This window comes from Streptomyces sirii, assembly GCF_045690365.1.
GTDB lineage: Bacteria > Actinomycetota > Actinomycetes > Streptomycetales > Streptomycetaceae > Streptomyces > Streptomyces sirii.
The window spans coordinates 1008086-1025833 of sequence record NZ_CP147982.1 but is presented as its reverse complement, the minus strand read 5'-3'; the positions used below and the strand labels follow the sequence as shown (position 1 = coordinate 1025833).

Here is a 17748-nt window from a genome sequence, read left to right as displayed (position 1 = left end):
GGGGAGTGGGGTCGGGATCACCGGGCCGAGCCCGGTAGCCCGGCGAGATAGCCGACCGCGTCCGCGAGGCCGATCACATCGCCGTACTTGGCCTGGATGTCGAAGAGATTCGCCTCGTGCGGGCCGGCCGCCCGGTCGCCGACGCACTCGCGCGCCACCAGCACCGAGAACCCGGACTGCACCGCGTCCACGGCCGTCGCCCGCACACAACCGCTCGTCGTCGCCCCGCACACCAGCACCGTGTCGCAGCCGAGGCCGGTCAGCAGGGCGGTCAGCGAGGTCCCGAAGAAGGCCGAGGCGCCCTTCTTCACGATCAGGTGGTCCGCGGGCCGGCGCGGAAGCCGGGGATCGACCACGACCTCCGCGCTGCCCTCGCGCAGCGCCCGCATGCCCTGCGCCTTGTGCAGCCAGGGGAGGGCGTCGCCCGTCGCCTCGGCCGGTGTGTACGCGATCGCGGTGAACACGACGGGCACGCCGGACCCGCGCCCCGCCTCGATCAACTCGCCGGAGGCGCCGACGACATCGGTCAGGTCCGCGCCGGACGGGAAGACGTCCTCGGTGAAGCCGCGGGTGAGGTCGACCACGACGATCGCGGGCCGGTCACCGCGGCGCACGGGGCCGCCGAAGCCCGCCCGGGCATAGGTGTGCTCGGTCTGCGGCCCGTACCGCGCGGCGCTCATGACGTCCTCCGCAGGGCGCGCAGCTCCCGGGCCTGGGCACCGAGCCGGCCGAGCAGCCAGCCCTCGAAGAGCCCGACCGCGAACGCCCCGGCGACCAGGCCGTACTTGGCGGCGGACGGGCCGAGCAGCGTCGCCAGACCGTCGAGTTCGGTGCTCTGCGCGGGGGCGGGGCGCGGCGCGGCGGGCGCGGTGGAGGCGGCGGCCGCGCCCCGGGGAGCCGCCGCGCCGGCCCGGTCCTGGTCCAGCAGACTCCCCAGATTCCGGGCGAACTGCTGCAGGATCCGGTCCGACACGGTGGCGATCGCGCCCTTGCCGAACTGGGCGATCTTGCCGCGGATCACCAGGTCCGTGCAGAGCTGGAGCATCGCGCCGCCGGGCGCCGGCACCACCTCCAGCGCGACCTCGGCCTCCGCGTCCCCGCTGCCGTGTGCGTCGGCCCCGCGGGCGTGCACCCGCAGCCGCCGCTGCTCGGCGTCGACGTCCAGGAACCGGACCGTGCCCGAGTACGCGGCGCTGATCGGGCCCACCCTGATCTTCACCCGGCCTTGCCAGACGTCGCCGTCCTGCCCGTCGAGCGCCGCGCCCGGCATGCACGAGGCGACCCGCTCGACATCGTTCATCAGGGCGAAGACCTCGTCCGGCGAGGCCTGCACCGGCACCTCGTGGGTCAGCTGCATACGTCACTTCTCCTTGCTGTCACAAAGACCCGCGCACGCCCCGCGCCGGGCCCGCGCGCACCCGTCGATCGCTTCGACGATGGTCTGGTAGCCGGTGCACCGGCACAGATTGGCGGCGACGACCTCCCGGATCTCCTCCTTGGTCGCCTCCGGCCGCTCGGCGAGGAACCCCTCGGCGAGCATCAGGAAGCCCGGTGTGCAGAACCCGCACTGCAGCCCGTGGTGCTCGCTGAACGCCCGCTGCAGATCGCCGAGCCCGTCGCCGTCCGAGAGCGACTCGACGGTACGGATCCGGGCACCCTCGGCCTGCGCCGCGAACATCAGGCAGGCGCGCACCGGCCGGTCGTCGACGAGCACGGTGCAGGCACCGCAGATGCCGTGCTCGCAGCCGACGTGCGTACCGGTCAGCCGCAGCTCGTGGCGGAGCACGTCGACGAGGGTGCGGCGCGGTTCGGTGATCACCTCGTGCTGCTCGCCGTTGACGTCGAGGGTCAACAGCTGCAACTCCCGCTGTGTCACGACTGCGTCATCGGTCATCGGGTGGCCTCCTGGTGCAGGGCGCGGTACACGGTCTCCGGGGTGACCGGCGTGTGGTCGAGCTCGACGCCCGTGGGGCGCAGGGCGTCGTTGACGGCGTTGAGGACGGCGGCGGGTGCCCCGATGGTGCCGCCCTCGCCGGCGCCCTTCGCGCCGGTCTCGGTGAAGGCGCAGGGCGTCTCCAGATGGTGGATCAGGACATCGGGGATCTCGTGCGCGGTGGGCACCTTGTAGTCCATGAAGCTCGTCGCCGACGGCTCGCCCTGGGCGTCGTAGGTGACCTGCTCGAACAGCGCGCCCGCGATGCCCTGCGCGATACCGCCGCGGCACTGCCCCTCCACCACCTGCGGGTTGATGGCGACTCCGCAGTCCTCCACGCAGACGTACCGGAGGATCTCCACCTGCCCGGTGCCCTCGTGCAGTTCGACGACGACGCCGTGGGTGGCGTTGGAGAAGGTGCCGTCGTTGAAGACGTCGAAGGTGGCGGTGGCCGACAGGCCGGGTTCGATGTCCTTGGGCAGCAACTGCGCCTGGAGGTAGGCGGTGTCGGCGATCTCTTCGTAGGTCATGACGGCGGAGTGGTCGTCGCGGCGGCGGACGCGGCCGCCCGCCAGTTCCACCTCGTCCGGGACGACGCCCCAGCGGGCCGCGGCGACGGCGCGCAGCTTGTCGCCCAGCTTCGCCGCGGCCAGGCGCACCGCGCTGCCGCCGACGGTGATGGAGCGGCTGGCGAAGGTGCCCCAGCCGTAGGTGATCCGGTCGGTGTCGCCTTGGTGGAGCCGCACCTTGGCCATGTCCAGGCCGAGTTCATCGGCGACGATCTGCGCCATGGTGGTCTCGTGGCTCTGCCCGTGGCTCATGGTGCCGGTGGTGACGGTCACCGCGCCGCTGGTGTCCATCCGCACCTCGGAGATGTCGAAGCCCGGCACGACCTGCATCTTGCGCTGGGCGAAGGTCGCCGAGCCGTAGCCGGTGCGCTCGCTGAAGCACGCGTAGCCGATGCCGAGGTGCCGCCCCTCGGCCGCCGCCGCGGCCTGCCGGTCGTACCAGCCCTCGTCCTTGACGAGCCGCTCGCAGAGATTCAGGGACTCCAGGTAGGAACCGGGGTCGTAGGTGATGGCGTTGACGCCCGTGTACGGGAAGTCGGTGATGACGTTGCGGCGGCGGATCTCGACCGGGTCCACGTCCAGTTCGCGGGCGGCGCGCTCGAAGAGCCGCTCGACGACCATCACGTACTGCGGCCGGCTCACGCCCCGGTACGGCGCGGTGGGCGCCTTGTTGGTGGTGACCGCCCGGCCGCGCACCCGGTAGGCGGGCACCCGGTAGACGCCGGGCATCTCGGCGGAGGCCATCAGCGGCTCGATGCCCGCCGTGAACGGATAGCAGGAGTAGGCGCCCATGTCGCACACCACGTCCGCGTCGAGCGCCAGGATCTTGCCGTCCGCGTCGAAGGCGGCCCGCACCTGGTAGTGCTGTTCGCGGGCGAGGAACGACGCGGACAGGGCGTCCTTGCGGTCCTCGATCCACTTCACCGGCCGGCGCAGCCGCAGCGCGGCCGCGGCGGCCGCGATCTCCTCCCGGCCGACGACGCACTTCTGACCGAAGCCGCCGCCCATGTCGGGCACCACGACCCGCACCGCACGCTCGTCCAGGCGCAGACTGCGGGAGGCCACCGTCCGCACCTGGTGCGGGACCTGGGTGCAGGTCTGCAGGACGAGCTGCTCCTCGCGGTCGTCCCAGTGCGCCACGACGCCGCGGGTCTCCAGCGGCAGCGCGTTCTGCCGGCCGGTCCTGGTGTCGACGTGGACGACGCAGGGCGCGGAGTCGAAGATGCCGTCGATGCCGTCCGTGGCGAACAGCGAGACGTCGACGAGGGTGTTGCGGGCGGCCTCGGCGTGGACGAGCGGAGCGTCCGGGGCGAGGGCCGCCTCCTCGGACATGACCGGTGGCAGCGTGGTGTAGGTGACCCGCGCCGCCTCCAGACCGTCCTCGACGGCGTAGGCGTCCCGGGCCACCACGATCGCGACGGGCTCCCCGACGAAGCGGACCTTGCCGCGGGCCAGGACGGGCATGGCGGTCGGTACGTACTCCGAGACGGGACGCCCCAGTTGGGCGGTGATATCGCCCAGCGCCAGGTCGTCCGCCGTGAACGCGGCCACGACACCCGGGACGCGGCGCACCGCCGAGAGGTCGATCGAGGCGATCTCGCCGTGGGCGACCGTACTGCGCACGAACTGGGCGTGCAGCATGCCGGGCAGCGCGATGTCGTCGACGAACCGGCCGCGCCCGGACAGCAGCCGAGGGTCCTCGCGGCGGGCCACCGACCTGCCCACCAGCTTTCGTTCCGTCATCGGGACATCGCCTCCTCACAGGCCCGTCGGACCAGCGTCCGGACCAGTCCCCGGCGGTAGTGCGTGCTGCCGGACGCGTCGGCGGGGGGATCGACGGCCCGTGCGGCGGCGGCCGCGCAGTCCTCGAAGGAGCCGCCGCCGGCCAGCACGGCCTCCGCCTCGGGCACCCGTACCGCCATGGCCGCCACCCCGCCGAGCGCCACCCGGCCGCCGCGTACCGTCCCCTCCTCGACGTCGAGGTCCACGGTGGCCGCCACCAGGGCGAAGTCACCGCGCCGCTCGGCGAATTCGGTGAGGGCCGCATGCGGGGCGGGCCGGGGGAAGACGATCTCGACGAGTAGTTCGTCCGGGTCCAGGGCGGTCGTGTAGTAGCCGAGGAAGAAGTCCGCGGCCGGGATGGTGCGCTCGCCGCGCGGGCCGCGGGCCACGAACTCGGCGTCGAGGGCCACCGCGAGCAGGCACCACTCGGCGGTGGCGTCGGCGTGCGCGATGCTCCCGCCGACCGTGCCGCGGGTGCGGATGGGCAGATGCCCGATCCAGCCCATGGCGTCCCGCAGGACCGTAAAGCCCGCCCCGAGCACCTCCGCGGGAGCGGTCTCCACCGTGTGGTGGGTGGTGAGCGCCCCGATGCGCAGACCGCCCCCGGCGTCCCGGTGGAGCCGGTCGAGCTCCCGGATACCGCCGATGTCGACCAGGTGCCGCGGGCGGGCCAGTCGGAAGTTCATCATCGCGACCAGGCTCTGTCCGCCGGCGATGGCCTTGGCGTCGTCACCGAGTTCGGCCAGCAGCCGGGTGGCTCCTTCGACGTCGGGGGCCCGGTGGTACCGGAACGGTGCGGGCTTCATGGTCCTCCTGCCGTACGTGGTGTGCTGTGGTGCTGAGGGGTCGTCAGAGCGGCGCCTGCTCGGCGACCGTCCGGGCCGCGGGCACCGACGGGTCCCCGCCGGCGCCGTCCAGGGCCTGGCCCTTGGTCTCCGGAGCCGCTACGGCCATCCACACGACGGCCACCAGCACGGCCACCGCCAGCACCGCGAACGTCACCGGGAGCCCCAGCACGGGCCACATCACCGAGCCGAACAGCAGCGGTGCGAAGCCGGTCAGCGCCCGGCTGACCGAGGAGGCCCAGCCGAAGCCGCTGGCCCGCAGGGGAGTGGGGTACAGCTCGGCGACGTAGGCGTACAGGGCGGGGATGGCGAGCTGCATCAGGAAGCCGAACACGGCGATCGTCACGACCGACCCGGTCGGCATCTTCATCACCAGCGCGAAGACCACCAGCGCGAGCGAGGCGATCGGCGCCGAGACCCCGATGAGCCACTTGCGGCCGATGACGTCGACGAGCGCGGTGGAGACCAGGACGCCGAGGATGCCGACACCGCTCATCAGAGTGGTGCTCATGAAGGCGGCCGTGTCACCGAGGCCCTCCTCCTTGAGGATGGACGGCAGCCAGCTCAGCGCCGCGTAGTAGACGAGCATGATGGTGGCGAACAGCAGCCAGGCCGCCGACGTGATCCGGGGACTGAACTTCCAGACGCGGCCCAGCTGTTCGGCGGCCGCGGCCACTCCGCGCGGCCCGGACGCGGCGACCGGCTCGGGAATGACGTACGGCTCGGCCGGGGCGCCGGTGCGGGCGACGAGATCGTCGATGACCTGCCGGGCCTCGGTCTCCCGGCCCTTCTTCGTCAGATAGATCGGCGACTCGGGGATACCGCGGCGCGCCCAGAACAGCAGCAGCGCGGGCAGCACCATCGTCGCCAGCATCCACCGCCAGTTCCCCTCCAGGGGCAGCATCGCCGTCGAGACGAACCCGCACAGCGTCACGCCGATCGGCCACCACAGATCGAGCGCCGTCAGCACCCGGCCCCGGTACTTGCGCGGCGAGAACTCGCCCACCAGCGCATAGTCGACGGGGATACAGCCGCCCAGCCCCACGCCGGCGAGGAAGCGCAGTCCGAGGAAGACCGGGTAGTTCGGCGCGAGCGCACCGAGCACCGAGAACAGCGCGAAGATCAGCAGGGTGACGCTGAAGGCCCGCTTGCGCCCGATCCGGTCGGCGACCGCGCCCCAGGCGACGGCGCCCACGGCCATGCCGACGAGGTTGGCGGTGGCCACCAGGCCGCGTGCGCTGAGCGAGAGGTCGAAGTGTGCCCCCAGCAGCGGCATGAGGAAGCCGTTCAGGGCGATGTCATAGGCGTCGAAGAGGTAGCCGAGGCCACCGATGATGAAGATCCTGCCCTGGACGGACCATCTCCAGGGGAGTTCCTGAACGATCTGATCTCCTGTTTTCACGTTCGCTCCACGGTGTTGCGGGTCGGTACGTGCCGCATCATCGCGGACGTGAAGCTCAGCGCCCTCGCATGCGGGTGTCGGATGCAGGTTCCTGCAAGAAGAAATTTCAACGGGCGAACTGGTAGGAGAATGCGCCGCTGTCGGGGTCGTTGAGCGGGGTGCCGCCCCACAGCCAGCGGTAGGAAAGGTCCGACTCGCCGTCGAAGTTCTGGAGCTTGGCGTCCCTGGCCCGCTGCTCCGGACCGTCGGGCAGGTGGTAGAAGGTCTTGTTCTGCAGTGAGGCCTCCTGGACCATTCCGGCGTGTCTGGCGCGCCGGTCGACATAGCGGCGCAGCGCCTCCTCGACGCCGCCGGCCGTGACCGCGCCCAACTCCTCGGCGAGGACGGCGGCGTCCTCCATGGCCTGCGAGGCGCCCTGTGCCTGGTAGGGCAGCATCGCGTGGCAGGCGTCGCCGAGGAGGACGACGCGCCCGTCCATCCACACCGGGTCACGCCGCCGGTGGTGGAGCGCGAAGACGGAGACGTCCTCCTTCGCCTTGGACAGCATCGCCGGTACCCGGTCGTCCCACCCCGGGAAGGCGTCGACGAGGTCCGCAGCCGTCGCGGGGAGCGCCCACTTCTCGCGGACCTCGTCCGTGCACGGCACACACGCCACGATGTTGAGGTACTCGCCGCCGCGGATCAGGTAGTGCACGAGATGCCGGTCGGGCCCGTACCAGATCGTGCTCTGATAGCGGTCCACGAGCCAGCGCGTCGCCGGGTCGGCCGCGATCAGATCGCCCGGGATCAGCGCCCGGTAGGCCATCTCACCGGAGAACAGCAGCGTGTCGGGGGCGCCCATCAACTCGCGTACCCGCGAGCGGATCCCGTCGGCTCCGATCAGCACGTCGCAGGCGTGGCGCCGGCCGTCCTCGGTGACCGCCACGGGTCGCTGCGGATCGGAGCGGTCCAGCTCGGTGACCTTGCTCGCGGTGTGCACCGCCACGACCGGGCCGGGGCCCGTGGAGTCGAGGCACGCGTCCAGCAGGACGCGGTGCAGGTCGGCCCGGTGGTAGTGCCAGTAGGGGGCGTTGAACTCGTCCTTGCAGCGCTGCCCCAGAGAGGTCATCCCGATGACGCTGCCGTCCTTCCAGCGGCGCCGCACCTGGTCGAGCGGCTCGGTGTGGATGGCCTCCAGCTGCCGGCGCAGTCCGAGGCCCAGCAGGATCCGGCTGGCGTTGGGTGCGGTCTGGATGCCCGCGCCGACCTCGCCGAGCTGCGGAGCCTGCTCCAGGACGGTGACCCGCAGACCGCGCTGCCGCAGCGCCAGCGCGGCGGTCAGCCCACCGAGACCTCCCCCTACGACGCCGACTTCGTACGACTGACTGGACGCCACTCTTCCTCCAACTCCCTGACGACTACGGACGGTTCGCGGTGTGATGAGGCGGCCTCAGCGGTCGGCGAGCCGTCCCTCGGTGACCACCTCGGTGCCGTCCACCGCGACGGTGCAGCCGCGCATGGCGATGTCGAGATGGGCGTAGGACTCTCGGCCCAGCACCGGATGGGGCCCGGTCGACCACAGGAAGTTCCCGGCGAAGGCGCGGGCGTCCATGCCCATCAGGTCGTCCTTGCCGTACATCGCCGTGGCGAACCAGTCGGCCGAGCGCATCAGGCCCCAGCCCATGTGGGAGAGGCTGCGCGCCCACTGGTCCTGCGCGTCCTCGAAGAACGTCGACAGCATCGCGGCCTCGGCGCCGCCGGAGACCTTCTCGATGTGGCCGCCGGCGATCTGCAGCGTGACGGGGTCGCGCACGTACTCCTTGAAGGGCAGCAGGATGTCGCCCTCGGCCAGCACGATCCGCCCGTCGGAGATCTCCGGCCAGCACAGCACCATCGTGCTCGGCCAGTGGTCCCAGCGGCCCGGATCGTCGGCGAACCCGCACTGGAACTCCGGCTTGGCGCCCGCCAGCTGCACGGTCAGGTCGGTGCCGGCGTCAGAGGTGACCCGCATGACGGACGACCGCTTCAACAGGTCGACGCCCTCTTGCACCTCGGCCTTGTCGCCCTCATGGGGCAGATTGCGGACGAGTACCTCGGGGGCGTCGCAGACGAAGATGATGCGGGTGCCCGCGCGCAGGATCTCCTGCTGGACCGGTGCGTGGATGAAGCCCTCGCGGGTCAGGTCGACGACCAGGTCCGCGGACTTCAGCAGGTCCTGCGCGGTGCTGTCGTTGAGGACGGAGACCAGGCCCGGACCCGCACCGGTGTGGGTGCTGGGCATCGGGGCGGGGCTGCCGCCCGGCACCGTCGCGGCGATGACATGCGCACCGCACGCCTTCGCCGCGCCGAAGGCCGCCGCCACGTAGTCGCCACGGCTGCCGGGCTCCGCGAGGATGACGACATGCTCGCCGCTGCGCACTTTGCACAGCCGCAGCTCGCGGGTGAACGCATCGAGCAGATCGACGGACGAGAGATCGAACACGGGGTTCCTCCCAGGGCTCGCTTACGGGTACCGATCACGGCCTTCGTGCCGGCCGCGGCATCCGGCGGTCCCGTTCGGGACCCGCCGGTCGAGGAGAACGGGGGAGCGCGGGGCAGGGCGAAACCGCCCCGCGGCACGGGGGTTGAGCAGCGGTTTCGACAGGATCGGGGCTGCCCCGACGGAGATAATCCGAACACGTACGATCTCCCTTTGGCAAGGGGGCGCGCACCGAGTCGACGCCGTACTTTCCTGACGACCCGACAGGGGAACGCGCCCCTGGAGGGGGATCGCGGAGGGCCTGGGCGCCGGGAACAGCACCGTCCCCCGGCCCCGCCGAGGAGGCGGGACCGGGGGACGGGAGGTGTGGGGTGGTTCAGGTGGCGAGATGGAAGCCGGCGCCGACTCCGCCCTGGGTGTTCATCGCGTCGATGATGCTCAGGATCGGCGAGCTGTGCTGGGCACCCCAGGCGTTGCCGACCAGCGTCTGACCGGAGACGACGGGGGAGCCCGAGTCGCCGCCGTCGGTCCAGATGAGGTGGGTGAACCAGATCCCGTTGGTCCCCAGCTTCTTTCCGCAGGTGAGGCCGGTTCGGTGACCCTCCTTGCACATGCGGGTGCCGTTGGCGGGCGGGGCGCCGATCGAGGTGATGGTCACCTGGCCGACGGTGCTGGTGGGAGCGACCCGGCTCTCGTCCAGCTTGATCACCGCGTAGTCCAGCCCCTTGGGGCCGGAGTTGAGCAGGTTGTTCGGCGTGCTGACGTACGTCACCGTGCCGATGGCGCCGGTCTCCAGGTCGGGGCGGCTGTCGGCGATCGGAGCGGGGGAGAAGGCCGTGCCCGCCGGCGAGGTGTCCCGGTAGACCCGCTCGCCGACCAGCTTGTTGCCCTGCTCGTCGATGAAGCAGTGGGCGTTGGTCAGCCCCACCAGGTTGCCGGCCGAGTCCCGGCCGACCGCGGTGAGGGTGCAGATGTAGTAGCTCGTGGGCGTCTCCGGTGTGGGCTTCAGCCGGAAGATGATGCCGGTGCCGCCTCCGACGGCCGTGCGGGTGACGGCGCTCGCGGACGGCGCCGCGGCGATGGTCGTGGCTGCCAGGAGGACGGCGAGGCCAAGGGCGCGTAACACACGTAACATGCGATCACTTCCCGTGTGGGCTGCAGTAGTCGGAACGAGGACTGCGGCCTCAGCCAATCGCGGAACCGACGCCTCAGGAGCGTCATCGTCTCTTTTGGACTATGTGATCCGTGTCACCCGTCCCTCCGTTCGCCCGGAGGGGCGCGAACTCCTCCAAGAATGCGCTCAGTTGACGGGACACCCGGCATGTCGATCGCGGGGCGCCAGGTCGGTCACCCGTACACCAGCGACCGCGCCTGCGCGTACCCCTCGCGGATGCGGCGGCCGGCCGAGCCGTCGGCCGGTACGGGGACCTGCCGTGCCGCGGCGAGCGGCCAGTGCGGCGGCTCGGGCGTCCCCGCCAGGGCCCAGGCGGCCTGCCGGGCGGCGCCCAGGGCGACGTACTCCCCGGGTTCGGGCACGGTGACCGGGGTGCCGAAGATCTCGGCGGCGATCTCGCCGACCACCGGAGCCTTGGCCGCCCCGCCGATGATGAGGACCCGTCGGGCGCTGACGTCCTGGGCGCGCAGCCGGTCCAGGGCGTCGGCCATGTTGCACAGCATGCCCTCGACGGCCGCCCGGGCGAGGTTCGGCGGGTGCATGTTCGCCTTGCGCATGCCCATCAGACTGCCCGCGGCCTCGGGGAGGTTGGGGGTGCGCTCGCCTCCGAGGTAGGGGAGCAGTACCAGGCCGGCGGCGCCGGGCTCGGCCTCGCGGGCGAGGGGGTCGAGGTCGTCGAGGGCGATGCCGAGCATACGGGCGGTGGAGCTGAGGACCCGCGCCGCGTTGAGGGTGCACACCAGCGGCAGGAAGCGGCCGGTGGCGTCGGCGAAGCCGGCGACGGCCCCAGTGGGGTCGCCCGTAGGGTGTTCGGACAGGGCGAAGGCGGTGCCGCTGGTGCCCAGCGAGATCACCACATCGCCCGGCTGGATGCCCAGTCCCAGGGCCGCGCCCATGTTGTCGCCCGTACCCGCCGCCACCAGGGCCCCGTGCGGAGTGCGGCCCGCGGCCTCGTTCGGGCGCAGCACACGGGGGAGTTCGGGAACCCGGCCGCCGAAGGCGAGGGCGAGCAGATCCCGCCGGTAGGCCCCCTCGGCCGGTGACCAGTAGCCGGTGCCGGAGGCGTCCCCCCGGTCCGTGACCGCTTCGGCACCGCTACCGGGACCGCCGCACAACCGCCAGGTCAGCCAGTCGTGCGGCAGCAGCACCCGGTCGGTGCGGTCCGCGAGGTGCGGCTCGTGCTCGGCCAGCCAGCGCAGCTTGGCGACGGTGATGGCCGCGACCGGAACGGTGCCGACCGCCTGGGCCCACTTCTCCGGCCCGCCGAGGTCGGCGACGAGATCCGCGGCGGACCGCGCGGAGCGGGTGTCGTTCCACAGCAGCGCATCGCGCACCGGCCGGCCGGCCCCGTCGAGGGCCACCAGGCCGTGCTGCTGTCCCGCGACCGCGATGGCGTCGGTGTGTTCCAGCAGACCGGCACCCGCTTCGAGCAGGGCCCGCCACCACGCCTCGGGGGAGACCTCTGTGCCGTCGGGATGGGCGGCGCGGCCCTGGTGGAGGACCTCCCCGGTGTCGGCGTCGCAGACGACGACCTTGCAGGACTGGGTAGAGGAGTCCACCCCGGCAACTGTGGGCATGACGATGTCGCTTCCGTGCAACGAGAGGAGACAGTAAGGGAGTTCAGGCCTGCGGACGGAGCTGGATCTTGCGGCCGGATCCGTCGCGGAACGTCTGCAGGGCGGCGGCGAAGTCGTCCAGCCCGAAGCTGTGGGTGATCATCGTGTCGGCGTCGATGACCCCCTTGGCCATCAGGTCCACGGCCCGCCCGAAGCTGTGCAGGACGGCCATCGACCCGACGATGGTGATCTCGTCGTTGTACACGCTGAACGGTGAGAAGGAGGCCTTGGCGGCGGACGGTGCGACGCCGAACTGCTGGAAGGTGCCACCGCGGCGCACCCGGCCGAGGCCGTCCTCGATCACCGGGATGACACCGGTGCAGTCGATCACGGTCTCCCAGCCCTGCGGCCGGTCCAGCGCCGCGGAGTTCACCGCCGTGGCGTCCGCCCCCAACTGCCGGGCGATCTCCAGCCGGTCGGTGTTGATGTCGACGACGGAGAGGGAGGCCGCGCCGGCTGCCTTGGCGAGCTGGAGCATCATCAGCCCCATGGTGCCCGCGCCGTAGATGAGGTAGTGGTCGCCGAGGCGGCGCGGCAGGATGTCGAAGCCGCGAACCGCGCACGACAGCGGTTCGATCAGCGTGCCCTGCGCGACGTCGACGCCCTCGGGCAGCCGGTAGCAGTTGGCCGCCGGGACCTTGACGTACTCGGCCATCGCGCCGTCCACGGTGTCGCCGATCGCGCCCCAGTTCTCGCACAGGTTGCCGTGCCCGATCGAGCAGTAGTGGCAGGCCCCGCAGAACAGCGACGGGTCGACGGCGACCTGCTCCCCGGTGCGCAGCCCGGTCACGCCCGCCCCCAGCGCGACGATCTCGCCGGTGAACTCATGACCGGGAATGATCGGGTACGGGGTGGGTGCGAACTCCCCCTGGACGATGTGCACATCGGTGCCGCAGATGCCCACCGCGGCGGGGGCGACGACGACCTCGCCGGGGCCCGGGGTGGGGTCCTCGACGGTGGTGACCTCGTGGTGCCCGGGGGTGTGGATGACGACAGCGCGCATGGATCGGGGCCTTTCTCGGGGCGGCGCTCGGGGGAGGGCGCTCGGGGATGCGGGGAGCTGCGGCGCGGGGGCGGCTCAGCTGTGGGGATCGACGGTGCGGACCTCGACGCCGAGGTCGCGGACGGGCCTGAGTTCGCTCTCCGCGGTCTCGGCGTCGGTGACCAGCAGGTCGTAGCCGCCGACATCGCCGTACGGATAGGTGGCGGTGCGGCCGAACTTGCTGTGGTCGACGGCCAGTACGGCGCGGTCGGCGGCCTGCAGATACGCCTGCTTGTTGTCCGCGTATTCGCGCACCGGGTGGAAGAGCCGGCCGCCGCTTATCGAGGTGGCGGTGACGAAGGCGACGGTGGCGCGGATGTCCTGGAGCTGCCGCCGGGTCTGCGGACCGGCGCAGGACTCGAAGTCCTCGTAGAAGCGGTCGCCGAGCAGCGTCACCTCGACCGGCGAGGCCGCCAGGAGGTAGGTGATGCGCAGCGAGTTGGTGATGACGCGGATGCCGTCGACGGTCGCGAGCCGGCGGGCGAGCGGGAAGAGCGTGGAGCCGCAGTCGATCAGCACCGTGTCGCCGGGGGAGACCTCCGCCACCAGCGCGTCCGCGATGGCGGTCTTGACCTCGACGTTGGCGTTCTCCCGGAAGCGCAGCGCGCTCTCCATGGCGACGTTGGAGAAGGCCGTGGCCACTCCGCGGCCCTTGCGCAGCAACTGCCGCTCATGGAGGTTGTCCAGGTCCCGATGCATGGTCATCACGCTGACGCGCATCCGCTCGGCGAGGTCGGCGATGCGGATCTCGCCTTCCTGGGCGACGTGACGCAGCACCGCCCGGCGGCGCTCCTCCACCTCTGCCTCGGAGCCGCGACTCGGTCGCATCGTGGGTACCCCCGTTCGTTTCCGCCGGCGGTCGCCGCCGTGCTCTCACCCTAGAACATCACACACTTTATGTGAAGCTCTTGAAATTCTCTGTGAGGTTGTTCAGTCTGATGGCCATGTTCGGGCGAACGCCCGGCCCCTCAGGAGGTCCCCGCCGTGCTGCGCACACCCCTAAAGCGCGATCTGCCGCTCCCCAGCCCCGTCCTCGGGATCCCCCGAGCCCTGATATGGGGCTATATCGGCGTTCTGCTGTTCATGATCGGCGACGGTGTGGAGACCAGCTATCTGCCCGCGTACTTCAAGACCGACCTCGGCTTCGCGGAGGCCGGCGTCGGCGTCGTCTTCACGGTGTACGGAGTCACCGCCGCGGTGGGAGCCTTCCTGGCGGGCGGACTGTGCGACCTGTGGGGACCGCGCCGGGTGATGATGGCCGGGGCGGCCTGCTGGGTGGTCTGCCACGCGGTGATGCTCGCGGTCGCCGTCCCCGCCCACTCCTACCCGCTGGTCCTCGCCACCTACGGCCTGCGCGGCTTCGGGTATCCGCTGTTCGCGTACGGGTTCATGGTCTGGATCATGGCGGGCGCCCCGGAGCGGCAGCTCGGCAAGGCGCTCGGCTGGTTCTGGTTCTGCTTCACCATGGGCTACCCCGTCCTCGGCTCCGCCCTGGTCTCGTTCCTCAAGCCCTCGATCGGCTTCTACCGCACGCTGTGGGTGTCGCTCGCGATGATCGTCGCGGGCACCCTGGTCGTCCTGCTCCTGCTGCGGGAACGCACCGGGTTCCAGGGGCTGTCCAGGGAAAGGGAGTCGGAGCGGGTCAGCCTGCCCCGTACGTTCCTGGGCTGCTTCACCGTCATGTTCGCCGAACCGCGCGTGGGCATGGGGGCCCTGGTCCGGCTCATCAACACCACCTCCCAGTTCGGCGTGTGGGTCTTCATCCCGCTCTTCCTCGTCGACCGGATCGGCTTCCGCCCCCAGGAGTGGGCCTCACTGCTGATCGTCATGATGGTCAGCAACCTCGCCTGCGTGGTGGTCTTCGGTGCGCTCGGCGACCGGTGGAGCCGGCGCAAGACCGTCGCCTGGCTCGGCGGCGTGGTCTCGGCCGTCGCCTGCCTGGCGCTGTACTACGTCCCCGAGGCCGTGGGGCACGACTACCTGTTCGTCGCGATCGCCGCGGGCGCGCTGGGCGTCGGCATGGCCGGATACGTCCCGCTGCCTCCGCTCATGACCGCACAGGCCCCCGAACGCAAGGGCCAGATCATGTCGGCCTACACGTTGGGCGCCGGCGCCAGCATGGCCCTCGGCCCGCTCATCGGCACGCTCTTCATCGGCCCGCTCGGCATCGGGGGAGTCATGTGGATCTACGCCGCCCTGCATCTGCTCAGCACCGTCCTCGTGCTGTGCATCAAGACGCCCGGGCCGCGCACGGACCCCGGCGCGCCCGCCGTCGTGCACCAGGCGGAGCGCCACGAGGCGGAGGCGTTGACAGTGCCTTCTCGGGGTCTTTAATGGAGAAAATGGTGGATATGTGATGCATGTGCTCACGTGAGCAGTGACGTGAGACGGCATCCCGTCCCGGAAGGCCAGGGCTGTCATGCGCACACACCACACCGGCCCGGAATACCTGGTGCAGACCGCGGCGATGGCCAAGAGGTTCTACCTCGAGGGCAAATCCAAGATGGAGATCGCGGAGGAGTTCGGGATCAGCCGGTTCAAGGTGGCCAGGACGCTGGAGTCCGCCCTCCGCGACGGCCTGATCCGACTGGAGATCCGCCTGCCCGCCGAACTCGACGCCGGTCTCTCCGACGCCCTGCGCACGCGCTACGGCCTGCGGCACGCCATCGTCATCGACTCCCGGCGGGAGGACCCGGACGACACGGTCCAGGCCACCCGCCGCCTCGGTGCGGTCACCGCCGACCTGCTGGCCGAGATCGTCACCGAGAACGACGTCCTCGGCCTCGTCTGGGGCCCCGAGGTCGAAGCCCTCGGCCTGGAACTGACCACACTCGCCCGGTGCACGGTCGTCCAGCTCTGCGGAGTCACCCCGCTGCGTCCGGTCAATGTGTCGGCCGTCGAGGCGGTGCGCAGGGCCGCGACCATATCGAGGGGCGTGGTCTACCCCATCTACGCGCCTCTGCTGCTGCCCGATGCCACGGCGGCCCGGATGCTGCGCGAGCAGCCCGGTGTCGTCGACGCGGTGCGCCGCTTCGGCGATGTGACCAAGGCCGTCGTCACGGTCGGCGGCTGGGGCCCGGGGCTCTCCACCGTCTATGACGCGCTCAGCGACGCCGACCGGGAGGACTACCGGCGCCGGGGCGTATGCGCCGAGGTCGCCGGCCGGCCGCTCGATGCCGAGGGACGCGACATCGTCCCCGAACTCACCGAACGGATCATCGCCATCAGCTTCGACGAACTGCGCAAGGTCCCCGACGTCATTCTCATGGCCGACGGTGTCGAACGGGCCACCGCCGCCGCGGCGGCACTCAAGACCGGCCTCTTCAACGGCGTGGTCACCGACGCCGGGGTTGCCGAGAGCCTGCTCTGAGCCGGCGCCCGCTCTGAGCCGGCGCCCGTGCGACCGGGGAAGCGCGCGCCGCGTCCATGGGCGCGGGTTCCTTGCTCCATTGGGGGGAGCGCGGAGGGAAACCGGCATTGTTGTCGCGGGCGGGTGAAAGGTGCCAGCCGTGAGAGCACGACGCCGTGGAAGGACCGGCCGTGGCCGCTTCGGCCGTGCGGTCGGTGGCGCCGCTGTGGTCCTGGCCGTGGCCGTGGCGGCCGGCGGCTGCTACCGGGGCGCCGGCGATGTCGGCAACCGCGGCCGCGACACCATCAACGTGCTGATGGTGAACAACCCGCAGATGGTGGATCTGCAGCGGCTGACGGCCGAGCACTTCACCAAGGAGACGGGTGTGAAGGTGAAGTTCACCGTGCTGCCGGAGGACGATCTGCGCGACAAGATGAGCCAGGACTTCTCCAGTCAGGCCGGGCAGTACGACGTGGCGAGCGTGAGCAACTACGAGACGCCGATCTACGCCCGCAACGGCTGGTTGACCGAGCTGGGTACGCGTGCCGCCAAGGACCCCGAGTTCGACCAGGGCGACATTCTCGCCCCGGTCCGCAAGTCCCTGACGGCGGCCGACGGGAAGGTGTATGCGGAGCCGTTCTACGGCGAGTCGTCGTTCCTGATGTACCGCAAGGACCTGTTCGAGGAGGCCGGGCTGGAGATGCCCGCCCACCCCACCTGGCGGCAGGTCGCCTCCTTGGCCGGGAAGCTGGACGGCCACCGCAAGGGCATGAAGGGCATCTGCCTGCGCGGCCAGCCCGGTTGGGGCCAGTTGATCGCCCCGCTGACGACCGTCGTCAACACCTTCGGCGGCACCTGGTTCACCAAGGACTGGCGGGCCCAGGTGGACGGCCCGGCGTTCACCAAGGCCACCCAGTTCTACGTCGATCTGGTGCGCGAGCACGGTGAGGCCGGTGCCCCGCAGGCGGGCTACACCGAGTGCCTGAACGACATGCAGCAGGGCAAGGTCGCGATGTGGTACGACGCGACGGCCGGGGCCGGTTCGCTGGAGAGCGCTGATTCGAAGGTGGCGGGGAAGGTCGGCTACGCACCGGCGCCGGTGGAGCGGACGGCCAACTCCGGCTGGCTGTACACCTGGGCGTGGGGCGTGCAGAAGGCCAGTAAGCACCAGGACGCGGCCTGGAAGTTCATCCGCTGGGCCTCCGGCCAGAAGTACGAGCAGCTCGTGGGCCGCACCCTGGGCTGGTCGAAGGTCCCCGGCGGCAAGCGGGCCAGCCTCTACCGCAACCCCGAGTACATCCGGTCCGCCCGTGCCTTCGCCGGCCCGACCGAGCGGGCGATCAGCTCGGCCCGGCCCGACGACCCGGGGCTCCAGCCCCGACCCGCGCCCGGGATCCAGTTCGTCGGTATCCCCGAGTTCGCCGACCTCGGCACCAAGGTCTCCCACGAGATCAGCTCGGCCATCGCCGGCAAGCAGAGCGTGTCCGCCGCACTCCGTCACGGCCAGCGACTGGCGCGGGAGGTGGCGCGTGCCTACGGAGGCCACTGACGCATCGCGGCCCGGCCCGCACACGACCT

General features: G+C 71.3%; 15 protein-coding genes. 3 read left to right on the top strand and 12 right to left on the bottom strand.

The genetic code is table 11. The features are described from left to right. Window positions 1-17 precede the first annotated feature (17 nt). The 12 genes from WAB15_RS04870 to WAB15_RS04815 form a co-directional block, all read right to left on the bottom strand. Window positions 18-680, bottom strand: coding sequence for an isochorismatase family protein (locus tag WAB15_RS04870; RefSeq protein WP_407285449.1), 663 nt, complete (start codon window positions 678-680; stop codon window positions 18-20). Next, window positions 677-1357: an SRPBCC family protein gene (locus WAB15_RS04865; RefSeq protein ID WP_407285448.1), complete on the bottom strand. Its 681-nt coding sequence runs from the start codon at window positions 1355-1357 to the stop codon at window positions 677-679. Before WAB15_RS04865 ends, WAB15_RS04870 begins: the two co-directional genes overlap by 4 nt. Window positions 1358-1360: 3 nt before the next feature. Further along, window positions 1361-1894, bottom strand: a complete 534-nt coding sequence (locus tag WAB15_RS04860) for a (2Fe-2S)-binding protein (protein WP_407285447.1) — start codon at window positions 1892-1894, stop codon at window positions 1361-1363. Beyond that, the gene (locus tag WAB15_RS04855; protein ID WP_407285446.1) at window positions 1891-4245 is read right to left on the bottom strand and encodes a xanthine dehydrogenase family protein molybdopterin-binding subunit; all 2355 of its coding nucleotides are present in this window, start codon (window positions 4243-4245) and stop codon (window positions 1891-1893) included. The genes WAB15_RS04860 and WAB15_RS04855 overlap by 4 nt, the downstream gene beginning before the upstream one ends. Beyond that, window positions 4242-5090 (bottom strand): FAD binding domain-containing protein, encoded by an 849-nt coding sequence (locus WAB15_RS04850; protein ID WP_399144618.1) that lies wholly within the window; start codon window positions 5088-5090, stop codon window positions 4242-4244. The genes WAB15_RS04855 and WAB15_RS04850 overlap by 4 nt, the downstream gene beginning before the upstream one ends. Before the next feature lie 43 nt (window positions 5091-5133). Further along, window positions 5134-6531: an MFS transporter gene (locus WAB15_RS04845; RefSeq protein WP_407285445.1), complete on the bottom strand. Its 1398-nt coding sequence runs from the start codon at window positions 6529-6531 to the stop codon at window positions 5134-5136. 106 nt (window positions 6532-6637) lie between these two features. Next, complete coding sequence (locus WAB15_RS04840) at window positions 6638-7906, bottom strand: FAD-dependent monooxygenase (RefSeq protein ID WP_399144620.1); 1269 nt, start codon at window positions 7904-7906, stop codon at window positions 6638-6640. A 54-nt stretch (window positions 7907-7960) separates the two neighbouring features. Next, window positions 7961-8992, bottom strand: a complete 1032-nt coding sequence (locus tag WAB15_RS04835; RefSeq protein WP_407285444.1) for a hypothetical protein — start codon at window positions 8990-8992, stop codon at window positions 7961-7963. Between the two features lie 373 nt (window positions 8993-9365). Further along, entirely contained in the window at window positions 9366-10115 is a 750-nt protein-coding gene (locus WAB15_RS04830; RefSeq protein WP_407285443.1) for a trypsin-like peptidase domain-containing protein, read from the bottom strand. A 221-nt stretch (window positions 10116-10336) separates the two neighbouring features. Next, window positions 10337-11740, bottom strand: a complete 1404-nt coding sequence (gene xylB, locus WAB15_RS04825; RefSeq protein WP_399144622.1) for a xylulokinase — start codon at window positions 11738-11740, stop codon at window positions 10337-10339. A 43-nt stretch (window positions 11741-11783) separates the two neighbouring features. Continuing rightward, window positions 11784-12782 (bottom strand): zinc-dependent alcohol dehydrogenase family protein, encoded by a 999-nt coding sequence (locus WAB15_RS04820; protein WP_407285442.1) that lies wholly within the window; start codon window positions 12780-12782, stop codon window positions 11784-11786. Between the two features lie 75 nt (window positions 12783-12857). Next, a complete protein-coding gene (locus tag WAB15_RS04815) occupies window positions 12858-13649 on the bottom strand; it encodes a DeoR/GlpR family DNA-binding transcription regulator (protein ID WP_407285441.1) in 792 nt (263 codons plus the stop codon). 156 nt (window positions 13650-13805) lie between these two features. Here WAB15_RS04815 and WAB15_RS04810 point away from each other — a divergent pair, with 156 nt between their 5' ends. The 3 genes from WAB15_RS04810 (at window position 13806) to WAB15_RS04800 (ending at window position 17719) form a co-directional block, all read left to right on the top strand. Beyond that, complete coding sequence (locus WAB15_RS04810; RefSeq protein WP_407285440.1) at window positions 13806-15155, top strand: MFS transporter; 1350 nt, start codon at window positions 13806-13808, stop codon at window positions 15153-15155. Window positions 15156-15240: 85 nt separating this feature from the next. Next, on the top strand, window positions 15241-16191 hold the full coding sequence (locus WAB15_RS04805) for a sugar-binding transcriptional regulator (protein WP_399144626.1): 951 nt from the start codon (window positions 15241-15243) through the stop codon (window positions 16189-16191). A 139-nt stretch (window positions 16192-16330) separates the two neighbouring features. Beyond that, window positions 16331-17719, top strand: coding sequence for an ABC transporter substrate-binding protein (locus tag WAB15_RS04800; protein ID WP_399144628.1), 1389 nt, complete (start codon window positions 16331-16333; stop codon window positions 17717-17719). The last annotated feature ends 29 nt before the right edge of the window (window positions 17720-17748 follow it).